The organism is Tahibacter sp., assembly GCF_032229445.1.
GTDB lineage: Bacteria > Pseudomonadota > Gammaproteobacteria > Xanthomonadales > Rhodanobacteraceae > Tahibacter.
Map to the genome: position 1 here is coordinate 1 of NZ_JAVTWC010000080.1, position 20,768 is coordinate 20,768.

General features: G+C 67.9%; 21 protein-coding genes. 7 read left to right on the forward strand and 14 right to left on the reverse strand.

Going from position 1 to position 20,768, the window contains the following annotated elements:
- Positions 1 to 101: 101 nt before the first annotated feature.
- The 9 genes from pcp to RUU78_RS14085 form a co-directional block, all read right to left on the reverse strand.
- Entirely contained in the window at positions 102 to 758 is a 657-nt protein-coding gene (pcp, locus tag RUU78_RS14045; RefSeq protein ID WP_313917624.1) for a pyroglutamyl-peptidase I, read from the reverse strand.
- Positions 755 to 1,726 (reverse strand): DUF979 domain-containing protein, encoded by a 972-nt coding sequence (locus RUU78_RS14050; RefSeq protein WP_313917626.1) that lies wholly within the window; start codon positions 1,724 to 1,726, stop codon positions 755 to 757. Before RUU78_RS14050 ends, pcp begins: the two co-directional genes overlap by 4 nt.
- Positions 1,723 to 2,406 (reverse strand): DUF969 domain-containing protein, encoded by a 684-nt coding sequence (locus RUU78_RS14055; protein ID WP_313917628.1) that lies wholly within the window; start codon positions 2,404 to 2,406, stop codon positions 1,723 to 1,725. Before RUU78_RS14055 ends, RUU78_RS14050 begins: the two co-directional genes overlap by 4 nt.
- Entirely contained in the window at positions 2,403 to 3,176 is a 774-nt protein-coding gene (locus RUU78_RS14060) for a 5-oxoprolinase subunit PxpA (RefSeq protein WP_313917630.1), read from the reverse strand. The genes RUU78_RS14055 and RUU78_RS14060 overlap by 4 nt, the downstream gene beginning before the upstream one ends.
- Complete coding sequence (locus tag RUU78_RS14065) at positions 3,158 to 4,138, reverse strand: biotin-dependent carboxyltransferase family protein (RefSeq protein ID WP_313917632.1); 981 nt, start codon at positions 4,136 to 4,138, stop codon at positions 3,158 to 3,160. Before RUU78_RS14065 ends, RUU78_RS14060 begins: the two co-directional genes overlap by 19 nt.
- Positions 4,135 to 4,851 (reverse strand): 5-oxoprolinase subunit PxpB, encoded by a 717-nt coding sequence (gene pxpB, locus RUU78_RS14070; protein ID WP_313917634.1) that lies wholly within the window; start codon positions 4,849 to 4,851, stop codon positions 4,135 to 4,137. Before pxpB ends, RUU78_RS14065 begins: the two co-directional genes overlap by 4 nt.
- Positions 4,848 to 5,285 carry an HIT family protein gene (locus RUU78_RS14075; protein ID WP_313917636.1) on the reverse strand — a complete coding sequence of 146 codons (438 nt, stop codon included), beginning with the start codon at positions 5,283 to 5,285 and terminating at the stop codon, positions 4,848 to 4,850. The genes pxpB and RUU78_RS14075 overlap by 4 nt, the downstream gene beginning before the upstream one ends.
- Positions 5,282 to 5,953: a dienelactone hydrolase family protein gene (locus RUU78_RS14080; RefSeq protein WP_313917638.1), complete on the reverse strand. Its 672-nt coding sequence runs from the start codon at positions 5,951 to 5,953 to the stop codon at positions 5,282 to 5,284. The genes RUU78_RS14075 and RUU78_RS14080 overlap by 4 nt, the downstream gene beginning before the upstream one ends.
- 112 nt (positions 5,954 to 6,065) lie before the next feature.
- Positions 6,066 to 8,180 carry a tetratricopeptide repeat-containing diguanylate cyclase gene (locus RUU78_RS14085; protein ID WP_313917640.1) on the reverse strand — a complete coding sequence of 705 codons (2,115 nt, stop codon included), beginning with the start codon at positions 8,178 to 8,180 and terminating at the stop codon, positions 6,066 to 6,068.
- A gap of 231 nt (positions 8,181 to 8,411) precedes the next feature.
- On the opposite strand from RUU78_RS14085, the gene rimO reads away from it, so the two are divergent.
- Entirely contained in the window at positions 8,412 to 9,731 is a 1,320-nt protein-coding gene (rimO, locus tag RUU78_RS14090; protein WP_313917641.1) for a 30S ribosomal protein S12 methylthiotransferase RimO, read from the forward strand.
- A gap of 11 nt (positions 9,732 to 9,742) precedes the next feature.
- A complete protein-coding gene (locus RUU78_RS14095; RefSeq protein WP_313917643.1) occupies positions 9,743 to 10,552 on the forward strand; it encodes a DUF3025 domain-containing protein in 810 nt (269 codons plus the stop codon).
- A 28-nt stretch (positions 10,553 to 10,580) separates the two neighbouring features.
- Here RUU78_RS14095 and greB read toward each other — a convergent pair whose 3' ends face one another.
- On the reverse strand, positions 10,581 to 11,087 hold the full coding sequence (greB, locus tag RUU78_RS14100) for a transcription elongation factor GreB (protein ID WP_313917645.1): 507 nt from the start codon (positions 11,085 to 11,087) through the stop codon (positions 10,581 to 10,583).
- A 135-nt stretch (positions 11,088 to 11,222) separates the two neighbouring features.
- Between greB and RUU78_RS14105 the strand changes: the two genes are divergently transcribed.
- Positions 11,223 to 12,701: a rhomboid family intramembrane serine protease gene (locus tag RUU78_RS14105; RefSeq protein WP_313917647.1), complete on the forward strand. Its 1,479-nt coding sequence runs from the start codon at positions 11,223 to 11,225 to the stop codon at positions 12,699 to 12,701.
- Between the two features lie 3 nt (positions 12,702 to 12,704).
- Here the strand turns inward: RUU78_RS14105 and RUU78_RS14110 are convergent, their stop codons facing one another.
- Positions 12,705 to 13,100 (reverse strand): VOC family protein, encoded by a 396-nt coding sequence (locus RUU78_RS14110; protein ID WP_313917649.1) that lies wholly within the window; start codon positions 13,098 to 13,100, stop codon positions 12,705 to 12,707.
- A 385-nt stretch (positions 13,101 to 13,485) separates the two neighbouring features.
- Here RUU78_RS14110 and RUU78_RS14115 point away from each other — a divergent pair, with 385 nt between their 5' ends.
- The gene (locus RUU78_RS14115) at positions 13,486 to 14,394 is read left to right on the forward strand and encodes a cation diffusion facilitator family transporter (protein WP_313917650.1); all 909 of its coding nucleotides are present in this window, start codon (positions 13,486 to 13,488) and stop codon (positions 14,392 to 14,394) included.
- 155 nt (positions 14,395 to 14,549) lie between these two features.
- Here the strand turns inward: RUU78_RS14115 and RUU78_RS14120 are convergent, their stop codons facing one another.
- Genes RUU78_RS14120 through RUU78_RS14130 form a run of 3 tightly spaced genes read right to left on the reverse strand, consistent with a single transcriptional unit; the run spans position 14,550 to position 16,547 of the window.
- Positions 14,550 to 15,278, reverse strand: coding sequence for a hypothetical protein (locus tag RUU78_RS14120; RefSeq protein ID WP_313917652.1), 729 nt, complete (start codon positions 15,276 to 15,278; stop codon positions 14,550 to 14,552).
- Positions 15,279 to 15,301: 23 nt separating this feature from the next.
- Entirely contained in the window at positions 15,302 to 15,802 is a 501-nt protein-coding gene (locus RUU78_RS14125; protein ID WP_313917654.1) for a Slp family lipoprotein, read from the reverse strand.
- 1 nt (position 15,803) lies between these two features.
- Complete coding sequence (locus tag RUU78_RS14130) at positions 15,804 to 16,547, reverse strand: NAD-dependent deacylase (protein WP_313917655.1); 744 nt, start codon at positions 16,545 to 16,547, stop codon at positions 15,804 to 15,806.
- 194 nt (positions 16,548 to 16,741) lie between these two features.
- On the opposite strand from RUU78_RS14130, the gene RUU78_RS14135 reads away from it, so the two are divergent.
- From RUU78_RS14135 to hfq, 3 genes are all read left to right on the forward strand, one after another.
- Positions 16,742 to 18,895 carry a S46 family peptidase gene (locus RUU78_RS14135; protein WP_313917657.1) on the forward strand — a complete coding sequence of 718 codons (2,154 nt, stop codon included), beginning with the start codon at positions 16,742 to 16,744 and terminating at the stop codon, positions 18,893 to 18,895.
- A 503-nt stretch (positions 18,896 to 19,398) separates the two neighbouring features.
- On the forward strand, positions 19,399 to 20,364 hold the full coding sequence (gene miaA, locus RUU78_RS14140; protein WP_313917659.1) for a tRNA (adenosine(37)-N6)-dimethylallyltransferase MiaA: 966 nt from the start codon (positions 19,399 to 19,401) through the stop codon (positions 20,362 to 20,364).
- Positions 20,365 to 20,484: 120 nt separating this feature from the next.
- Positions 20,485 to 20,763 carry an RNA chaperone Hfq gene (gene hfq / locus RUU78_RS14145; RefSeq protein ID WP_313917661.1) on the forward strand — a complete coding sequence of 93 codons (279 nt, stop codon included), beginning with the start codon at positions 20,485 to 20,487 and terminating at the stop codon, positions 20,761 to 20,763.
- Positions 20,764 to 20,768 lie beyond the last annotated feature (5 nt).

The window sequence follows — 20,768 nt, forward strand, 5'->3', positions numbered from 1 at the left end:
TCTGAGCGATCACTCTTCACCCGGCCCGTTGGGCGTTCAGAGTGATCAGAACCTGTGGTTCCGGTTCTGAGCGATCACTCTTCACCCGGCCCATTGGGCGTTCAGTGCGTCGCGCCCGCTGCAACGCGCGCGTCGCGGCGCGTCGCGAGCGCGGTGTCGACGATGACGCGCAAGCTCGCGACGATGACGTCCAGGCTCAGGCTCGGTGCGCCCGCGTGTGCGACGGCCTGTTCGGGCAGGAACGGGATGTGCACGAAGCCGCCGCGCACGCGCGGCGTGTCGCGCAGCGCGTGCATGAGTCCGTAGAACACGTGGTTGCAGACGAAGGTTCCGGCAGTCTGGGAGATTTCCGCCGGAAGCCCGGCCTTCTGCAGCGCGGCGAGCTGGGCCTTGATCGGCAGGGTCGAGAAATACGCGGCGGGTGCGCCGCGTACGACGGCGCGGTCGACGGGCTCGCGTCCGGCGTTGTCGGCGATGCGTGCGTCGTCGATGTTGATCGCGACGCGTTCCAGCGAAACGCGCGAACGGCCGCCGGCCTGGCCGACGCTGATCACGAGGACCGGCGCGTGACGCGTGAGCGCGGCGCGCAAGGCGCGCAGCGACTGCCCGAAACAGGTCGGCAGTTGCAGCGCAATGACCTGGTGTCTGCGCACGATCTGTGCGTCGAGGCGGCGCACGGCTTCCCACGACGGATTGACGGTTTCGCCACCGAACGGGTCGAAGCCGGTCAGCAGCACGCGCGGAAGATCGCTTTTCATCGGAAGGCCAGGAAGTACATCAAGGCAATGTTGGTCGCGGCGAGCAGCACGGCCGTCGCGGCTTGCATGCGGATCACGCCGTAGCTGTCCTTGAGCTCGAGCAGCACCGCCGGCACGATGTTGAAGTTAGCCGCCATCGGCGTCAGCAGTGTGCCGCAGTAGCCGGTCAGCATGCCGAGCGCGCCGATCACGGCCGGATCGCCGCCGTGCTGGCGGATCAGCAGCGGTAAGGCAATGCCGCCGGTCATGACCGGGAACGCTGCGAAAGCGTTACCCATGATCATCGTGAACGCGATCATGCCCAGGCCGTAGGCGACGGTGCAGGCGAGCCGGCTGTCGGTCGGGATGACCTGTCCGATCAGTCCGGCCACAGCCGCGCCGACGCCGGTGCTCTCGAATACACCGCCGAGCGCGGCGAGCAGCATCGGCAGCACGACGGCCCAGCTCAGCTGATCCAGCAGGCGACTCGATTCGCGCAGCGCCTGGACCGGCCGCGCACGCGTAACGCGAAGCGCGAAGACGACGGCGACGCAGCAGCCCAGCGCCAATGCGGGCACGGTCGCGTTGCTGGCCGGGAACAGGCGCCAGTCGCCGGCGACGAGGTAGGGTGAGAGCAGGTACAGCACGGTCGTCACGAGTGGAATCATGAGCGCCGGACCAAACAGGCGATGGCCCAGGCGCTGCGCCGAGGCGTCGCGCGCCGCCGCGTCGGTTTCCGTTGCGGGCGCACGGCGCATGAGGCCGGAGCCGGCCAGCAGTGCCATGACAACGACAGCCACGCCGACGAGCTGGGTCGGCAGGCGGTTGCCTGCCTTGTCCGCGGCGAGGATGCTGTCGCCAGCGGCGAAGACGATGGCGATGAGCGCCCAGAACGCGGCATTGCCCCAGCGCCGCGCGCGCAAGTCGAATACCGCGGCAGCCGCCAGTACCAGCGAGGCGAGCCACCAGACGTAGCTCAGCGCGATCATGCGCGCGGCTCCGCCGCGCGGCGCCTGAGGCCGTACTGGAACACGACGATGCGCAGCGCATGGATGATGAAGGCCGCGAACGCGGTCGGTATCGCCCACAGCGCGATCGCGAACGGTGCGAGCTCAATGCCGTTGGCGCTGTAGAAGGTCTGGATCAACAGCACCGCGCCGAACGCGACGAAGACGTCCTCGCCGAAGAACAGGCCGACATTGTCGGTTGCCGCAGCGAGTGCGCGCGTGCGTTCGCGCTGCTCGTCGTCGAGATCCGGTGCGGTCTTGCGCGCTGCGGCCTCGGACATCGGTGCGATCAGCGGACGTACGGTCTGCGCCGGACCGCCGATGGAAGTCAGTCCGAAGGCTCCCAGGATCTGGCGCAGAGCCATGTAGCAGATCAGCAGCAGCGACAGGCTCATGTAGTAGAGCCCGGCGATCCAGCGCTGCGCGTGCTTGCGCAGGCCGGCGTGTTCGAGCAGCCCGACCACGGGCAGGGTCAGCACGATCAGCAACGGCGCACGCGTGGAGACGAAGGCCTTGCCGAGCAGGGCGAACTGGTCGGGTAGCGACAGGCCAGCGGCGAAGCCGCTGACGAAGCCCGCCGCGACCACGACGAGCATGGGGTTGAGGCGCAGCGCAAAGCCCGCGACTACCGCGGCGACGCCGAGCAGGGGCCAGTAGCTCATGCGCGCGCTCCGGCCACGGGCGCGGCAATCGTGACGCCGGCCTGTTCGAGACCTGCGCGCAGGCGGCGCGCGAACGCCGCGGCGTCGGCCTTGTCGCCGTGGATGCACAGTGTGTCGGCGGCGATAGCCACGGGACTGCCGTCGCCAGCGACGGCGTGCCCGCGCAAGGCGATCGACAGGCCCTGCTGCACCGCTTCCTCGATGTCATGGATCACGGCGCCGGGCTCGCGCCGTGGCGTGAGGCTGCCGTCGCGCCGATAGCGCCGGTCGCAGAAGGCTTCGGCCGCGACGGCGAGGCCCGCGGTCTGGCCGGCGCGCAACAGGGCGCTGCCGGCGAGGCCGACCAGGATCAGCTCTGGGTCGAACTCGGCGACCGCGGCGGCAATGGCGCAGGCAAGCGCGTCGTCGCGCGCCGCCATGTTGTACAGCGCGCCGTGCGGTTTGACGTGCTGCAGCCGTACGCCTGAACTTTTTGCAAAAGCGGACAATGCGCCAATCTGGTAAAGCACCAGTGCCTGCGCTTCGTCGGCGCTGACACTCATCTCGCGTCGGCCGAAGCCCTGCAGGTCGGGCAGCGACGGATGCGCGCCGATGGCCACGCCGTGCGCCGCGGCCAGGCGCACGGTGCGGCGCATGACGTCGGGATCGCCGGCGTGGAAGCCGCAGGCGATGTTGGCCGAGCTGACTTCCGCCAGCACCGCCTCGTCCTGGCCCATGCTCCAGGCGCCGAAGGATTCGCCGAGGTCGCAATTCAGGTCGATGCGTCGCATCCGCTCTCCCGCCGTCGCTGTTTCAATGTGTCGTGCAGCCGCTGCAGCGCCTGTTCGCGGCACTGACGCAGTCGTTCGGTTTCTTCCGCCTCGACCAGCTGTAGCACCACGCTGTCGCCGGGCCGGCGTTGGGCCAGGTGGGACTGGTCCGCGGCGATCAGGTGGGCGATGCGCGGGTAGCCGCCGGTGGTCGGGTGTTCGGCGGCGAGCATGATGGGCTGGCCCGATGGCGGCAACTGGAGCGTGCCCCAGGTGACCGGCGCGGAGACGAGTTCCAGCGGTGCGCGCAGTCGCAGGATGGGGCCGATCAGGCGCACACCGACGCGATTCGACTCCGACGAGACGCGGAAGCGCTGCGCCGTGAGCGCTTCCCGCGAGGGCTGGTCCATTGCACCGTGATGGCTGCCGCGCAACACGCGCAAGGCGCGTTCGGATGTCGGATCGAACCACGGCCACGGCGCGATCGACCAGGCCGGCGCGCGGCGCAAGCGGGGCGCCCCGTCGTGCGCCAGCGGCAACCGGTCGCCCGCGCGCAGCGCACGGCCTTCGCAGGGGCCGAGTCCCGCGTTGACGTCCACGCTGCGGCTGCCCAGCACCGGCGCGACGGCGATGCCGCCGGCGACCGCAAGATAGGCGCGCGCGCCGCGTCGCAGCGCGCCGGCGTCGAGCACGCTGCCGCGCGCGACCGGCACCGGGCGCCACGCCGGCAGTGCGGCGCCGTCGAGCCGCACGTCGGCGTCACCGCACCACGCGATGCAGGCGTCCACGTCAAAGCGCAGGCATGGGCCGCTCAGCGTGCATTCGATCGCGGCGGCATCGTCGGCGTTGCCGACCAGCCAGTTTGCGAGCCGCAGCAGCGTCGGATCCATCGCGCCGGCAGGGCCGACGCCGATGGCCGCATGGCCGCGACGGCCGAGATCCTGCACGCTGCTGAGCAGGCCCGGGCGCAGCACCACGATCATGGGTTTGCGCGGTCCGTCTGCAATTGGCTGAAGGTGGCGGCGTCCACCGCGCGGAAGCGCACGCGCATCCCGGCTGCGAGCCGGTTGGGCGGCGTGGCCTGAGGATCGAACAGGGTCAGCGGGGTGCGTCCGATCAGATTCCAGCCGCCCGGCAGCTCGCGCGGATAGATGCCGGTCTGCGCGCCGCCGATCGCGACCGCGCCGGCCGGTACGCGCGTGCGCGGGCTGGCGCGGCGCGGCAGGTGCAAGCGCGCATCCAGGCCGAGCAGATACGGAAAGCCGGCCGCGAACCCGAGCATCGCGACGCGATACTCGGGTTCGGTATGCGCGGCGGCGAACTCCGCTGCGGCCATCGCTGTGCCCGCCGCGGCGGCGTCGAGGTCGGGACCGAAATCGCCGCCGTAGCAGACCGGAATCTCGATCAGCGCCGTGTCGTCGTGCTGCGACGGCAGTGCCTGCGCCAATACCTGGCGCAAGGCCTGCGCGCAGCGCTGCGCGGGCGTCTCCGGTGCGTGCGGCCACTGTGCCGCATCGAACAGTACCGCGAGGCTTGCGTACGCCGGCACGAGTTCGACGATGCCGGGCAGCTGCCGTGCCGCGATTGCCTGCGCAGCCGCGTGCACGCGCGCATTGGTCGCCGCATCGATGCCGTCGCCGAAATGCAGCAGCAGCGCAGCGTCGCCGAGCGGCTCGATGACGCAGTCCTCGCTCATGCCTCGCGCGGCAGCGCCAGACCGGCGCGCAGCAGGCCGAGCACGCGCGCGCGCTCCTGCGGGGTATACGGCAGGCGTTCACCCACGCCCCAGACCGGCCGCGGCCAGGCCGCATCGCCAACGTGTCGTGCGATGACATGCACGTGCAGCTGGCTGACCACATTGCCCAAGGTGGCAATGTTCATCTTGTCCGGATTGGTGATGGCGTGCAGCACATGTGCGACGCGGTTGATCTCGTCGAGCAGCGCATGCTGCTGCTCGCGGGCGAGTTCGACGAGTTCGCGCAGGCCGGGCTGGCGTGGTACGAGAATCAGCCACGGAAAGCGCCCGTCGTCCATCAGCAGCACGCGCGACAGGCCGAGTTCGCCGACGACCAGGCCGTCGGCGGCCAGGCGTGCATCGAGCGAGAAAGGCACTTCGCCGGGGTCACTCATGCGTCGGCGCCGAGTTCACGCGCGAAGAAGGCGAGGCTGCGTTCGCGGGCGAGCGCAGCCGACGCCGGGTCGTAGTCGGCGCGCACATCGCAGTTGAAGCCGTGTCCGGCCGCATAGACATGGAACTCGGCCTGTGGCTGCCGTTCGCGATGCAGCGAGACGTCCGCCGGCGGGATGATCGGGTCGCGTTCGCCGAAGTGGAACAGCAGCGGTGCGCGCGCCGTTTCGTGGAGGAACGGCACGCTGCGGCCGCCGTAGTAGACGACCGCAGGCAGGCCCAGCCGCGTGGCGCTGAGGAAGGCAACGGTGCCACCCCAGCAGTAGCCGACCACGCCGATGCGGCCCGCCGAGGCGATGGCCTGGGCGGCGCTCGCGACGGATTCCACCGCGCGATCGAAACCGACTTCGCCGGCGAGCGCGCGGCCGCGCGCGACGCCGACCTCGTCGTAGTCGAGCTCGACGCCGCTTTCCACATGGTCGAACAGGGCCGGGGCGATCGCGACGTAACCCGCTTGGGCGTAGCCGTCGACGATGCGGCGGATATGCGCATTGACGCCGAAGATCTCCTGCACTACGACGATGCCGCCGAGTGGTGCTCCTGCGGGATCGGCGCGGTAGGCGCCGATGCAGTGCAAGCCGGGCGTGGGGATGCTGATGAACTGAGGCATGTGAGAAATCAGGGGGGAGTGGGAAACCGCCGAAAGCATAGAGCATTGGCGCAGCCGATACGCTGCCTCAACCCACTCTCGTTTCTCACTCCTCCCACCCTCGTTCCTGCCCTCAGGCCGCGTACGGCACCACCCGATTGCGTCCCTGCGCCTTGGCGCGATAGACGGCCACGTCGGCCGCGCCGAGCAGGTCTTCCAGCGTCCTGGAGCCGCTCTCGTGCAGGCTCGCCAGGCCGATGCTGATCGTCGGCGGTCGGCGCGCCTCGCCGATGCTGCCCAGGCCCTGGGCGACCTTTGCGCGCAGCCGTTCGGCGATCACGGCCGCCGTCGCGGCGTCGCGGCCGGGCATGACGACGACGAATTCCTCGCCGCCGTAGCGGCCGACCAGATCGCCCGGCTCGAGCCACTGGCGCACGATCTGGATACCGCTGGCGAGCACGCGGTCACCGAACAGATGGCCATGCTCGTCGTTGATGGCCTTGAAATGATCGAAGTCGATCAGCAGCAGCGACAGGTCCTGTCCCGAGCTCAGCGCGTGCGCGAGGTTCTCGTCGAGCTGGCGCAAGAGGTGGCCGCGGTTGTAGGCGCTGGTCAGCGGATCCGTGATCGCGGCCTGGTACAGCTCAGCCGCATGCGTACTCAGCTTGGCGTTGGCTGCCTCCAGGCGCACCTCGTGCGCGCTGATCTCCGCGTTCTTGTGCTGCAGCGCGCGGTACAGCGCGCGCGTGGCGCGGTAGCGCCGCAGCAGCAGCAATAGCATCAGCAGCAGCACGCCGCCGACGCCAATGCCGATATTGCGCAACAGCGCCTGCTGGCCCAGGCGCAGGCTCTGCACTTCGTTGGTGAGGCTCAGCAGGCGGATGCGCTGGTCGGCGTCGGCGCGCTCGTAGCGCGACTTCAGCGCGGCGAGCTGTCGTCCTGAACGTGTGCCCAGCAGTTCCTCGCGCAGCGCGGCGCGGCGATGCGCGAAATCGATCGCGGACGCAAGCTGGCCGCTCGCGATCGCGATCTCCTCGCGTGCGGCGAAGGCTTCGCTCAGGGCCGACTTCAATCCGGCTTCGCCAAGCACGCGGATCGCTGCGTCGAGGTGTTCGGTCGCCAGCGCCTCGTTGCCCGCGCGCAGCGCGATGCGCCCCAGGTGCAGCAGCGCGCCGCCGGTGATCTCGCGGTGATTCAGCTCGCGGCCGATGGTCAGCGCCTCGGTCAGCGCGGCCGCCGCCTCGTCGTCGCGGCCCAGGCGGATCAGCGCGCGACCGATCTCCACATTCTCCAGGCCGACGTAGGGCCGGTTGCCGATGCTCGCATCGATCTCGCGCGCCTGCCGCGCCATGGTCAGCGCCGCCGTCGCGTCGCCGATATCGTTGCTGAAGCTCGCGTAGCTGCCGAGCGCGCCGGCCATGGATTGTGGGTCGTAGTTGTGGCGCGACGACGCGAGCGCGGCTTCGAAGTTGAGCTTCGCCTGCTCGGTGTCTTCGATTTCGCGGTAGAGCAGGGCGATGTTGCGGTAGGAAAGGTCGAGCTTTTCCTGGCTGCCGAGCGAGCGACGCAATTCCAGAGCGTCTATCTGCAGCTCCAGCGCGCGGGCAAAATCGCCGAGGTCGCGATGCACGGTGCCGAGGTTCATGAGGACCTGTGCTTCGCCGACGCGGTCTTTCTGGCTGCGACGCAGGGTCAGTGCGGCTTCCTGATGGGTGCGCGCCTCATCGAGCTGGCCGCGACGCCGGGCGACCACGCCGAGATAGCCCTCGGCGGCCGCCTGGGCGCGCACGATCCCGTGGCTGCGTGCCTGCCTGAGCAGTTCGGCGGCCTGCGTGGAGGCGCTGTCGTAGTCGCCGCGGGCCAGCGCCAGCGCGACACGGCGGTCAAGGGCTTCGATCAGGCGGGCGGTGTCGCCGAGCGCGGCCGCGTGTGTGGCCACCGCGTGCCAGGCTTCGGCCGCCTGCCTGCCCGCGCCCAGGGATTGTTCGAGCAGGCCCACATGGCGGGCCAGCTGCAGCCGGCCGCGCCGGCCCAGCATCGGGCCGATCAGGCTGTCGGCGCCGCGCCAGACGTTTTCGAGGCCGACCGCGATGCTCTGCGCCGACGCCGCAAGCTGGCCGGCCATGGTCGGCGAGAGGTCGTCGGCGTAGAGCGGGTCCATCGTGCCGAAACCGCTGACCAGTAGCGCCGTTGCAATGACGCCCAGCGCGCGCTTGCGCCGCGGATTGAGGTGCTGGCCGATCGGCATTGCGCGAGGAAGTCCTGGAAGGGCGGGCCGCCCCATACGGACCGTGGCCCTATGCTAACGCGGTCCGACAGTCAACCGGAGTAAACAAACTTCACAAGCGGTGCCCCGAACCGGCAAACCTCGTTACTGCCCGCGTCCGGAGCCTGCACGCCCAGACACGGTTCCGGGCAGGCTCACGCAGCGTCGGTATTCGGCTTTACAATCCCGCTCTTGCCTCAAGCGAGCTTCCCCATGTCCCGCGAGAACCCAAAGGTCGGCTTCGTCAGCCTCGGCTGCCCCAAAGCGCTGGTCGACTCCGAGCGCATCCTGACCCAGCTGCGCGTCGAGGGCTACGAGATCGTGCCAACCTATGACGACGCCGATGTCGTCGTGGTCAATACCTGCGGTTTCATCGATGCGGCGGTGGAGGAATCGCTCGACGCCATCGGCGAGGCGCTGGCGGAAAACGGCAAGGTCATCGTCACCGGCTGCCTCGGCGCCAAGGCCGACGTGATCCGCGCGGCGCATCCGGGCGTGCTGTCGATCTCGGGTCCGCAGGACTACGCCAGCGTCATGAATGCGGTGCATGCACAGCTGCCGCCCAAGCACGATCCGTTCCTCGACCTCGTGCCGCCGCAGGGCCTGAAGCTCACGCCGAAGCACTACGCTTATCTCAAGATTTCCGAAGGCTGCAATCACCGCTGTTCGTTCTGCATCATCCCGTCGATGCGCGGCGATCTGGTGTCGCGGCCCGTGGACCAGGTGCTGATCGAAGCGGAGAAGCTGGTCAAGGGTGGCGTGAAGGAACTGCTGGTCATCTCGCAGGACACCAGTGCCTACGGCGTCGACATGAAGTACGCCGAGCGCGAATGGCGTGGCAAGTCCTATCGCACGCGCATGACCGAGCTCTGCCAGGGGCTGGCGGAACTGAAGGTCTGGACGCGTCTGCACTATGTCTACCCGTACCCGCACGTCGACGAGATCGTGCCGCTGATGGCCGATGGCCAGCTGCTGCCGTACCTCGACATCCCGTTCCAGCACGCGAGCCCGCGCATCCTCAAGCTCATGAAACGCCCTGGCGCCGTCGACAAGGTGCTGGCGCGGGTCAAGAAATGGCGCGCGATCTGCCCCGAACTCACGATCCGCTCGACCTTTATCGTCGGCTTTCCCGGCGAGACCGAGCAGGAATTCGAGGAGCTGCTGGATTTCCTGCGCGAAGCGCAGCTCGACCGCGTCGGCGCCTTCGCCTATTCGCCGGTCGACGGCGCCCGCGCCAACGAGTTGCCGGATCCGGTCGCCGACGAGGTCAAGGAAGAGCGCCTGGAACGCTTCATGGAAGTGCAGGCGGAGATCAGCGCCGAGCGGCTGGACCGCAAGATCGGCCGGCGCATCACGGTGCTGGTCGACAGTGTCGACGCCGACGGCGCGGTCGCGCGCTCTGCCGCCGACGCGCCCGAGATCGACGGCGTAGTACATGTGGACAATGGGCAGAAGCTGCGCCCCGGCCAATTCGCCGAGGTCGAGGTGATCCACGCCGACCAGCACGACCTGTTTGCCCGCCTGCCGGGCTGAGCGCGGGTCGCATGCGTTTCATCGCGCCGGACCGGGCCGAGTTCAGCCGCGACGTGCTGCGGCAGCCGCCGCTGGCGCAGTGGCGCGACGCCTCGGGCTGGCTCGACGCGATGCAGTTTCCGACCGTCGATGAACTCAATCGCGACTGGAGCGGAGCGTGGCGATTCGTCGCGCAGACGCCGGCGCTGCTCGCGGATGGCCTGCACTACGAGTCACGCATCCACCAGCATGGACAGATCGCGACCCGCGCCGACAACTGGCACGATTTCTTCAATGCGCTGGTCTGGCGCCGCTACCCGCTGCTCAAGGCTGCGCTGAATCGGCGTCAGGTCGCCGAGATCGCACTCATGGGCGACAAACAGCGCAGTCGCGCGCAATGCGCGCTGACCCATTTCGACGAAGGGGGTGTCATCGTCGTGCTGCGCGATGCGCAACTGCTCACGTGCTGGGATGCGCACGACTGGACCGGGCTGTTCTGGGAGGCGCGCGATGCCTGGGCGCAAGGGTTGATCCGCGCGGAAGTGTTCGGCCACGCGCTGCTCGAGATGGCGCTGGTGCCGGACAAGCTGATCACCGGCAAGGCGCTGGTCGTGGTCGAGGCCGACGACCGCGCACGCGATGCGGCGATTCCGGCGCTGGCCGCGGCGATCGCCGACGGCCGGCTGCTCAACGATCCGCAGGAGCTGCGCGCGCTGCCGGTTTCGGGTATTCCCGGTTGGCACCGGGCGAACGACGAAGCGAGCTTTTACGCAGCGGCCGAGTGTTTCCGGCCGCTGCGCACGGGGCGCCGCTATCCGCCGCCATTGAGGCTGGGCGACTGACACAGCCGTCCGCCGCTGTTGTTCAGCGTCACGCGTCGTTGCCGTAGCTGACCTCGACGACGACAAAGGTTGCGCGGCCGCCGGGCAGTTCGGCGCTGAATTCGTCGTCGATGCGTTTCTTCAGCGCAGCGCGCGCCAATGGCGAATCGATGCTGATCAGGCCCAGTGGCGCGTCGGTTTCGTCAGGGCCGACGATGCGGTAGCGGTGTTCGCGGCCCTGCTCATCTTCGAGTGTGATCCACGCGCCGAAGTAGATCGCATCGCGGTCGGTCGGCGCCTCGGGCGCGATCTTCAACGACTGCAGGCGCTTGCCGAGGTAGCGCACGCGCCGGTCGATCTCGCCGAGTTGCTTTTTGCGATACGTGTACTCGGCGTTCTCCGAGCGGTCCCCCTCGGCAGCCGCCGCGGCCAGGGCGCGCACGACTTCGGGCCGGCGCTCGCGCCAGAGATGATCGAGTTCGACCTTGAGCCGATCGTGCCCGGCGCGCGTGATCAGCGCGGTGGAATGTGCTTGAGGCGGACGCCAGCGTCCCATGAGTCAGCGTTCTGCGGAGGGAGCGCGACAAATAGGCGAATCCGCCGCGCATGGCAAGCCGCGCCGCGGCAGCTCCGCACTGCATGCGATCGCGCACTGCCTTTAGAATCGCGTCCACTCAGGGGAGTTCGAGACGTGTTGATTCTGCCGCTGCACCGCCCGCTTGACCGGGCGAATTTTCCGTTCGCGACGATGGCGCTGGTGCTGGTCAACGTGTTCGTCTTCCTGTTCCTGCAGGGGGGCGATGGTGCCGCCAACGCGCGCGCCGTGGCTTTCTACGGCGAAGCGGGTCTCGGCCGCATCGAACTGCCGCTGTACCGCGAGTGGCTGCAGGCCCATCCGCAGGCGCGGCGGGAAGCACTGCTGGAGCACCTGGACGAGGATTCGAGCGCCCTCACCGCGCAGGTGCTGCAGAGCGACGACGCATTCGTGCAGGCGCTCAACGCCAATATCCTGATCACGCCGCAGGACCCGCGTCATGCGGGTTGGAAGGAGCAGCGCACCGAATTCGAGCGGTTGTGGCAGCGTCAGTTCAAGGAGCGTCATCTGCTGCGTTATTCGCAGATAGACCCCGGCCGCGTGCTGAGTTCGATGTTCCTGCACGGCGACTTCGGCCATCTGCTTGGCAACATGATCTTTCTCGTCGTGCTCGGTCTGCTGGTCGAGGGTGCGCTCGGCGCGAGCCTGTTTCTCGCGGTCTACCTGCTCGCCGGTTGCGGCGCCGCGTTCGTGGCGCTGGCCTACCGCTGGGGCGATGTCGGCGGCATGCTCGGTGCCTCCGGCGCGATCGCGGGCCTGATGGGTGCGTATTGCGTGCTGTGGGGACTGCGCAAGGTGCGTGTGTTCTGGTGGGCCTTCGTCGTGTTCGGCTATTCGCGCATCGCGGCGCTGTGGCTGCTGCCGTTCTGGCTGGGCTGGGAGCTGTTCAACCTGGTGGCGAACGCTGACGCCGGGGTCGGCTTCGACGCGCATGCCGGCGGCATCGTCAGCGGTGCGCTGCTTGCCGCCGGCGTGCGTGCGCTGGGCTGGGAGCGGCGCGATTTCCTCGACGAAGACGAGAAGGCCGATCAGGCCAAGGCCCGGGGCGATACGCTGGACCGCGCCCTGCAGCATCTGGGGCGACTCGAAACCGCGCCTGCGCGGGCGCTGCTTGAACCGCTGGACCGGGAAGGCCCGCCATCGCTCGACGTGCGCATCGCGCTGTATCGTTGTGCGCGCTATTCCAACCAGCCAGCGGCGGCCCGCCGCGCCGTGGAGCGCGTGCTCGATCTGCCGCTGGCCGATGCGGCTGCGGCGCGCAAGGTCAAGCAGGTACTGGACGACTACCGCAAGCTCGACGCCGCCGGCATCGAGCTGGCAGCGCCGCAGCAGCTGCAGCTCGCGCGCGCCTGGCTGCGTATCGGGGCCGACGCGGATGCCGAACTGCTGCTGCGCGAGCTGGCCGCGAGCGCGGCCGACACGCCGGGCCTCGCCGAACTGTGCTGGCAGCTCGCACAACGCGCCCGCGAGGGATCGCCCGAGTGGCGCGCGCGTCTGCTGCTCATCGCGCAGCAGTGTCCGCGCAGTGAACTGGCGTCGAAGGCACGCTTCCTGCTCGCCCAGACGGGTGCCTGACCCTCAGCGGGCGAACTGCGCGAACGTGACGAAATGGCCGCCGGGTTCGCGGTAGCCGGTTTCCTGCGCGCCGTAGAAGGTGGTGCGCCGCTCCAGCACGATCTCACAGCCGTCCAGCGCCGCCTCGACCACGGCAAGATCATCGACCTCGACGAACAGCCAGGACTTATCACCGTCGAACTCGCGCGCATAGGGCGCAGCGTCGGCTTCCAGCGAAGCCGCGCTCTGCAGCATGATCTCCACCGATTCGTTCATGAGGATCGCAAAGCCCAGTGTGTCGCCGTGGGGGACTTCGACCGTGACCTGGAAGCCCAGGCGGTCCCGCCAGAACGCGAGGCTGGGTTCGATGGCGTCGACAAAAAGGACCGGCGTGCTCTTGCGAATGACGACATTGGACATGGCGGTTGGCTCCAGGGATGGGGTGGGCGGAATGGTAGACTCCGTCGGCTGCCGGCAGCGTTGCGCAAGTCCTCGATAGGGCCGCAGGCTTCGCTTCCGGAGCACCCGTGAATCGAGCGGACAAAGAATGATTGCCTGGGACCGCAGGTTCCGTCGGTAGACGGCCAACATGTGGGGTTGGCCGGGGTCGTGGAGATCGGGTGCGCGGCGCAGCGGTGACACGGCATTCGATTGTCGTGGCCGTGAGACACGGGCCTGGTGTGCGACCCAAGGGCGGCGTCGGTTTTTGGTTGCTATGGATAGAAATATATTTGTGGGAATTTGGTGTGTCGCAGGAACGACGCTCCAATAGCTTGTTGACAACGTCCTTAGGGGAATTGCGCAGATGGCGGGTAAAGCAGATTCGGTAAAGACGATTTTTTATGCCCTGTTTGCGAACTTCGCGATTTTTGTCGCCAAGCTCGTGGCCGCGATTCTTACCGGTTCGGGTTCGATGCTGGCGGAGGCCGTGCACTCGCTCGCCGACTGCGGCAACCAGGGCCTGCTCCTGCTCGGCCTCAAGCGCGCCAAGGCGCCGCCATCGCCCGACTTTCCGCTGGGCTTCGGCAAGGCGATCTACTTCTGGTCGTTCCTCGTCGCGCTCATGCTGTTCAGCGTCGGCGGGATGTTTTCGATTTACGAAGGCCTGCACAAGCTGCAGCATCCCGAGCCGTTGAGATGGGCCTGGCTTGCGGTAGGCGTGCTGACATTCGGCATCATCGCCGAGGCGCTGTCGATGTGGGGCTGCCTGAACGAAGTGAACAAGGCGCGCGGCTCGCAAAGTCTCTGGCGTTGGTTCCGCGACAGCCGTCAGAGCGAGCTGATCGTGATCTTCGGCGAGGATCTGGCCGCGCTGCTCGGCCTCGCGTTCGCGCTGATCGCGGTGCTGCTGACCATGGCGACCGGCAATCCCATGTACGACGCGATCGGCTCGATCGGCATCGGCGTGCTGCTGATCGTGATCGCGGTCTTCATCGCGGTCGAAGTCAAGGCGCTGCTGATCGGCCAGGGCGTCGAACCGCGCACCAAGGCAGCGATGCTGAAGTTCCTCGGCGCGCGCGAGGAGGTCAAGCAGGTCTACAACCTGCTGACCCTGCAGATGGGTCCCGACGTGATGGTTGCGATCAAGGCCGAGATGGCGCGCTATCTCGCGCCGCGCGACATGATCGAGGACATCAACCGCGTCGAGGCGGCGTTCCGTGCCGAATTCCCCGACGTGCGCTGGTGTTTCTTCGAACCCGACAGCCGCGATTAGCGCGAAAGAGGCGAGAGGAGCGAGAAAACAGTGCGCGTGGGCGAGCCCTGGGCCGCTGGCTCATTTCCCGCTTCTCGTCACTGGTTTCCTGCTCGTAAGCAGCGCTCGATCGGGAGTGAACCCGGAGCTGCGTTCGCGGGTATCGTTGCAAGGCCTCAGTCGCCGCGGAAATACAGCCCATCGATCGCCGTGCTGCCGTCGGGCTGGCCCGGCAGATGGGCCCAGCCCACAATGCCCTCGGCGGTCAGCAGCAGGTAGTCCGGGTTCTGGCCTGCCTCGTCGACGTGGCTGTTGTCGTTGAGCAGCACAGTCACGCGCGAGCCTGCCGCCAGTGTGACGCCGAGAGCCGCCGCGCCGGCGCCGGGTGCCCGGCGCAGCGTGACGGCCTGCTTTAGCGTTCCGCCGATGCCGACATGGCGCAGCGGCTGCGGCACTTCGACAAAGCGGCCGCCTTTCCACACGTATACCTTGCGCTGGTCGTAGAAATTGTTGCTGTGGCCAGCAACGACGATTCGCGCCTCTGGCAGGAACGCGAACTGCGTGCCGGCGGCCTGGAACACGTCCTGCTCGGCCTTGGCCGGATCGGGCAGGAGGCGGCAGCTCGGATCGGCGCTCGGCCCTGAATCGCAGATCAGGGTCATCGCCGGCAGCGTTCCCAGGCGCAGGGTCAGCGGTGCCGATGCGTAGATGCCGGCGGCCTCGTATTCCTTGAGCCAGGCCGGCGCCGTCGCGGTTTCGCTGCGCTCGCGCGGATACAGCACGGTCACGCCTTCGTTGGTGAGGTTCAGGCGCGTCAATGCCGGAAACAGTCCAGCGAGTTCCTCGGCGGTTGCCATACCGGGCAACATGGCGAAGGCGAGCACGAGCAGCGGCAGCAGATTCACGACGGGTCCTTTTTGCAGAGAAATCAGCGGATACGGACGCCGATGCCGACGCCGAAATGCCATTGCGAACGGTCGAACTGGAAGCCCGGCGGCCAGCGGTGCACATGCGCAGCCTCGACCAGCGGGAATACGTAATCGTGTGCGCCGACCTGGCCCGCGCGCGTGCCGGCCAGGCGGCCGTTCAGCGTCACGAACAGGCCGTCGGGATAGTCGTGCCGCTCCACATAGCCCGGCAGCACGATGATGAAGCGGCCGCGCGTACCGGCTGCCGGCACCGGCCTCTGTGCCGTATCGAGCGGATAGGCCAGTACAGTCACTTCGGTCTGGGTCTCGCGGTTTTCGACGGCGAGGATCATGCCGCCCCAGATCACCTCGGCACCGCGATAGCGTTCGGGTTCGGCCGCGACGTCAGACGGCAGCGCCGCCGTTACCGGAGCGCCGGCGACCACGACGGGGCGCGCGGCGCAGGCCGACAGCAGCATGGTGCCGGCGATCAGGCACAGCCACAACAGGGCAGGCTTCATGTCAGCTCTCCTTCCAGGCGGTGAGCGCGGCCGGCAGGGCGATCCCGGCCGGTGCCGCGATCACGAGATCGGCCTGCGGCGTCAGCGGCGTGGCCTGCGGATTGATTTCCGCAAACCACGCGCCGTGCTGCTGCGCGATGGACGGCAGTCCCGCCGCAGGATAGACCATGGCCGAGGTGCCGACGGCGAGAACCACGTCGCAGGCCCGCGCCGCTTCACTGGCGAGATCCAGGGCGTCCGGCGGCAGGTTTTCGCCGAACCAGACCACGCCGGGCCGGGCCAGCCCGTCGGCGTGGTGCGGCGAGCGCGGCGGTTCTCCGGGATTCGCGGCCAGCCAGTCGGCGTCGATGTCCCGGCGCGTCAGCGAGCACAGCGTGCGCGTGATGGATCCGTGCAGGCAGATCGCGTCGATCGAACCCGCGCGCTGATGCAGATCGTCGACGTTCTGCGTGACCAGCGCCGTCGGTACGCGGCGCGCGAGTTCCGCGACGGCGTAGTGCGCGGCGTTGGGTTGTGCCTGCGCGACCTGCTCACGTCGCCACGCATACCAGCGCCAGACCAGTGCCGGGTCGCGGCGAAATGCTTCCGGCGTGGCCAGTTCTTCGGGCCGGAAGCGCGCCCACAGGCCGCCCTGCGCGTCGCGAAACGTCGCGATGCCGGATTCGGCCGAGATGCCGGCACCGGTCAGTACCAGCACCCGGCGTGCCTGCCGCAGACGCGCGGCGAGTTCCTGGATTGCATTCATGGCGCGAAGTTTGGCACCGATGGGCCGCAAGCCGGCACTCAGACCGTGTGCGCGTCGCCATGACTTCCGGCGCTGGCCGGCGGCGGCGGGCTGCGGCATAACGCAACGTTGCGTTCGGCGTCCGCCAGGCTCGGGAAGTCTCTGCCGCCGTCGCGCCTTTCTCTTGCCGACCTCACTTCCTGGGAGCCTTGCCCGTGCGCCGAGTCATCGCCACTGCCGTTGCCGCCTGCTTCGCCACCCTCGCCACCGCCGACGAAGGCATGTGGCAGCCGGCCCAGTTGCCCGCGATCGCCGGCCAGCTCAAGCAGCGCGGCCTCGAACTGGACCCGTCGCGCCTGACCGATCTGACCGGTCCGACCATGGGCGCCGTGGTCAGCATCGGCGGCTGCACCGCGTCGTTCGTCTCGGCCCAAGCACTGGTCGTGACCAACCACCATTGCGCCTACGGTGCCATCCAGTACAACTCCACCGCGGAAAAAAACCTGATCAAGGACGGCTTTCTCGCGCGCAGCCAGGCGGATGAACTGCCGGGCGATCCGAATCAGCGTGTCTACGTGACCGACGAGATCCGCGATATCACGCGCGAGATCGTCGGCAGGATCGATCCGAAGGTCGGCGGCCTGGAACGCTACAACGCGATCGACAAGGCGCAGAAGGCCGCTGTCGCGAAATGCGAAAAACCTGGCATCAAGTGTGATGTATACAATTTCCATGGCGGCTACAGCTTCCAGCTGGTGCGTCAGCGCGAGATCAAGGACGTGCGCCTGGTCTACGCGCCACCGTCGGCGATCGGCAAGTTCGGCGGCGACGTCGACAACTGGATGTGGCCGCGTCACACGGGCGATTTCAGCTTCCTGCGCGCCTACGTCGCCAAGGACGGCAGCTCCAGGCCGTACGCGAAGGACAACGTGCCGTTCAAGCCCAAACACGTCCTGCCGGTCAACGCGGCCGGTCTCGAAGCGGGCGATTTCGTCATGGTCGCCGGCTATCCGGGCCGTACCAACCGCTATCGCCTGGCCGAAGAGGCGCGCGACGCGATCGAATGGCAGTACCCGACCAACATCCGCTGGTACGAAGAGATCCTCGGCATCATCAATCGCGCCGGCGCCCAGGATCCGGCCGTGGCCGTCAAGTACGCCAGTGGCGTCGCGGGCTACAACAACTATTTGAAGAATTTCCGCGGCCAGCTGGAAGGGTTGACCAAGGCGCGCGCGGTGGCGGTCAAGGCCGCGAAGGAAGATGCGCTGACGCAATGGCTGCAGGCCCAGGGCGGCGAGACCGCCGTGCTGGCCGGCAACATCGTCGAGCTGCGCGGCGTGCTCGCGCAGCAGCGCGCGGTGCGCGACCGCGACCTGGTGCTGGGCTATCTCAACCGCACCGGCTTATACAATTCCGCATACCAGATCTACCGCACGGCGATCGAACGCACCAAGCCCGACCTGCAGCGCGAGCAGGGTTTCCAGACCCGAGACGAGGCCAAGATCGAGGGCACCCTCAAGCAGTGGGAACGGCGCATGGATCCGGCCGTCGACCGCGAACTGTTCGTGCATTTCCTGCGCGGTTACGTGAAGCTGCCGGCCGAACAGCGCATCGCCGCGCTGGACACGTGGCTTGGCGCCGCGGCCGGCGACGATGCAGCGCTGGTCAGGCAGGTCGACGCGCTCTACGCCGCCACGACGCTGACCCGGGTCGAGGAGCGCCTGAAGTGGTTCAAGGCCACGCGCAGCGAGATCGAAGCGGCGGACGACGCGGGCCTGAAGTTCATGGTCGCGCTGATGCCGGAACTGCTGGCGATCGAGCAGGCGCGCAAGCAGCGCACCGGCGACGAACTGCGCCTGCGTCCGCGCTACATGCAGGCCATGATTGCGTACAACCTGTCGCTGAATCAGCCAGTCTACCCGGATGCCAACAGCTCGCTGCGCGTGACCTTCGGCCAGGTGCAGGGTTTCAAGAAAGATGGCGCGGAGTTCACGCCGTTCACGAGCGGTGACGGCATCGTCGCGAAAACCACGGGCAAAGCGCCGTTCGACACGCCGGAAAACGAATACAAGGCGCTGGTCGCGCGTGACTACGGCAGTTACGCCTCGGGCAAGAGCGGCGCGCTGCCGGTCAACTTCCTCGCTGACCTCGACATCACCGGCGGCAACTCCGGTTCGCCCGCGCTCGATGCGCAAGGGCGTCTCGTCGGCCTGGCCTTCGACGGCAATTGGGACAGCATCAGCGGCGACTGGATCTTCGACACCAAGCTGACGCGCTCCATCCAGGTCGACGTGCGCTACATGCTCTGGGTGATGGACAAGATCGACGGCGCGCAGAATCTGCTCAGGGAAATGGGCGTCGCGCGCTGAGCGCCGCGTGACCCCGACCCGGGCCGCGCGCCAGTCGTTTCCCGCGTCACGGCCATCGCGGCGGCAGCGCTTCCCCGCGCTGCCGCAGTGCATCGGACGGCGGCCGTGGTTGCATTGCGGGGCAAATGCTTCTAGCAGGCTGTTGAGAAACAGCCTGCTAGCGCGATCCAGAATGGATCGCACGAGAGTCGATCGCGTAAGCGATTGATTCTCGGAGAACGTGGGCAAGCTCCGCTTGCACCGTTCGATTGAGAAAGGGGTTTCTCCCCTTGCTCAACAACCTGCTAGGGGCTTCGCACGCCCATGCCGTCCCGCTGGCGCGCGAGATGCGACTCGCCGTTGCGAACCGACAGGCGCGCGGCAGGCGCGGTCCCGTCCGTGCAGAAGCCTCGTCATGCTTTGTATCTATTGATACAAAGTTTCTGTGTTTTACGGCTCGTATATCCGATTTCCCGTGTCGCGTGTCGACACCACCGTGACGTGAGCGCCGCTACAATCCTGCGATGCCCACCCGTGATCCTCGCCCGCTTGCCGTACTCCTGATGGGGCCTACCGCCTCGGGCAAGACCGCGCTGGCGTGCGCGCTGGCCGAGCGCTTTCCCTTCGATCTCGTCAGCGTCGATTCGGCCCTGGTCTATCGTGGCCTGGATATCGGCAGCGCCAAGCCGGACGCGGCCACGCTCGCGCGTCATCCGCATCGCCTCATCGATATCCGTGAACCGGACCAACCCTATTCCGCCGGCGAGTTCCGCCACGACGCGCTGCGCGAGATGGCGTCGATCACCGCGGCCGGTCGCGTACCGCTGCTGGTTGGCGGCACCGGCCTGTACTTCCGTGCGCTGATGCGCGGGTTCTCCGACCTGCCCGCGGCGGACGCAAGCCAGCGCGAACTGCTGCAGGCAGAACTGGAGCGAGACGGGCTGCTCGCCCTGCATGCACGGCTGGCTCGGCAGGATCCACTCGCCGCGAGCCGCATCCGCGCCAGCGACACCCAGCGGGTGCTGCGCGCGCTGGAAGTGATGGCCTTGAGCGGACGTGCGCTCAGCGAACTGCAGCAGGGCAGGGTCGAGCCACCGCCCTTTCGTCTGCTCAAGCTGGCGCTGGTGCCGGTCGAGCGCGCGCCGCTGCATGCCCGCATCGCCGAGCGCTTCGACGCCATGCTTGCCGGCGGCCTGATCGAGGAGGTGCAGGGTCTGCGCGCGCGCGGCAACCTGCACGCGGACCTGCCGGCCTTGCGCGCCGTGGGTTACCGCCAGGTCTGGCAATACCTCGATGGCGGGTTTTCCCGAGTGGAATTGCGCGACCGCGGCATCTTCGCGACGCGTCAGCTGGCCAAGCGCCAGATCACCATGCTACGCGCCGAAATCGACGCGCGCTGGCTCGACCCCGAGCGGGAGGATCTGTACGCACGCGCCCGCAGTGCCGTTCAGCTGTTTCTCGGCGCGGACGACGGCGTGTGCTTCTCATAACGCAGTCGACGTTCTCGGCGCATTCAAGACGGGTTAAGATCGGGCACTTGGACCGGGGCGCCGGGTTTACGGGGCGCATTCCCTGCTGCTTTTTTTCCGGTTCGATCTAGGAGAACACCAATGTCAAAAGGGCAGTCGCTGCAGGATCCGTTTCTGAACGCGTTGCGCCGTGAACGTGTGCCGGTGTCGATCTATCTCGTCAACGGCATCAAGCTGCAGGGCACGGTCGAATCGTTCGACCAGTTCGTCGTGCTGTTGCGCAATACCGTCAGCCAGATGGTCTACAAGCATGCGATCTCCACCGTGGTGCCCAGCCGCAACGTTCGCCTCGGCGAACCGCACCAGGGCCACGGCGGCGAAGCCGGCGAAACCGATCACGCCGACCATGGCGAGGGTTGACGGCC

Excerpts from the sequence above, each read along its gene's own strand:
- RUU78_RS14085 (WP_313917640.1), bottom strand. The coding sequence starts at position 8,180 with ATGCCGATCGGCCAGCACCTCAATCCGCGGCGCAAGCGCGCGCTGGGC.
- RUU78_RS14125 (WP_313917654.1), bottom strand. The coding sequence starts at position 15,802 with ATGAAGCCTGCCCTGTTGTGGCTGTGCCTGATCGCCGGCACCATGCTG.
- RUU78_RS14060 (WP_313917630.1), bottom strand. The coding sequence starts at position 3,176 with ATGCGACGCATCGACCTGAATTGCGACCTCGGCGAATCCTTCGGCGCC.
- RUU78_RS14050 (WP_313917626.1), bottom strand. The coding sequence starts at position 1,726 with ATGATCGCGCTGAGCTACGTCTGGTGGCTCGCCTCGCTGGTACTGGCG.
- RUU78_RS14130 (WP_313917655.1), bottom strand. The coding sequence starts at position 16,547 with ATGAATGCAATCCAGGAACTCGCCGCGCGTCTGCGGCAGGCACGCCGG.
- RUU78_RS14115 (WP_313917650.1), top strand. The coding sequence starts at position 13,486 with ATGGCGGGTAAAGCAGATTCGGTAAAGACGATTTTTTATGCCCTGTTT.
- pcp (WP_313917624.1), bottom strand. The coding sequence starts at position 758 with ATGAAAAGCGATCTTCCGCGCGTGCTGCTGACCGGCTTCGACCCGTTC.
- RUU78_RS14075 (WP_313917636.1), bottom strand. The coding sequence starts at position 5,285 with ATGAGTGACCCCGGCGAAGTGCCTTTCTCGCTCGATGCACGCCTGGCC.
- RUU78_RS14110 (WP_313917649.1), bottom strand. The coding sequence starts at position 13,100 with ATGTCCAATGTCGTCATTCGCAAGAGCACGCCGGTCCTTTTTGTCGAC.
- RUU78_RS14055 (WP_313917628.1), bottom strand. The coding sequence starts at position 2,406 with ATGAGCTACTGGCCCCTGCTCGGCGTCGCCGCGGTAGTCGCGGGCTTT.
- RUU78_RS14080 (WP_313917638.1), bottom strand. The coding sequence starts at position 5,953 with ATGCCTCAGTTCATCAGCATCCCCACGCCCGGCTTGCACTGCATCGGC.
- rimO (WP_313917641.1), top strand. The coding sequence starts at position 8,412 with ATGTCCCGCGAGAACCCAAAGGTCGGCTTCGTCAGCCTCGGCTGCCCC.
- greB (WP_313917645.1), bottom strand. The coding sequence starts at position 11,087 with ATGGGACGCTGGCGTCCGCCTCAAGCACATTCCACCGCGCTGATCACG.
- hfq (WP_313917661.1), top strand. The coding sequence starts at position 20,485 with ATGTCAAAAGGGCAGTCGCTGCAGGATCCGTTTCTGAACGCGTTGCGC.
- RUU78_RS14095 (WP_313917643.1), top strand. The coding sequence starts at position 9,743 with ATGCGTTTCATCGCGCCGGACCGGGCCGAGTTCAGCCGCGACGTGCTG.
- miaA (WP_313917659.1), top strand. The coding sequence starts at position 19,399 with ATGCCCACCCGTGATCCTCGCCCGCTTGCCGTACTCCTGATGGGGCCT.
- RUU78_RS14065 (WP_313917632.1), bottom strand. The coding sequence starts at position 4,138 with ATGATCGTGGTGCTGCGCCCGGGCCTGCTCAGCAGCGTGCAGGATCTC.
- pxpB (WP_313917634.1), bottom strand. The coding sequence starts at position 4,851 with ATGAGCGAGGACTGCGTCATCGAGCCGCTCGGCGACGCTGCGCTGCTG.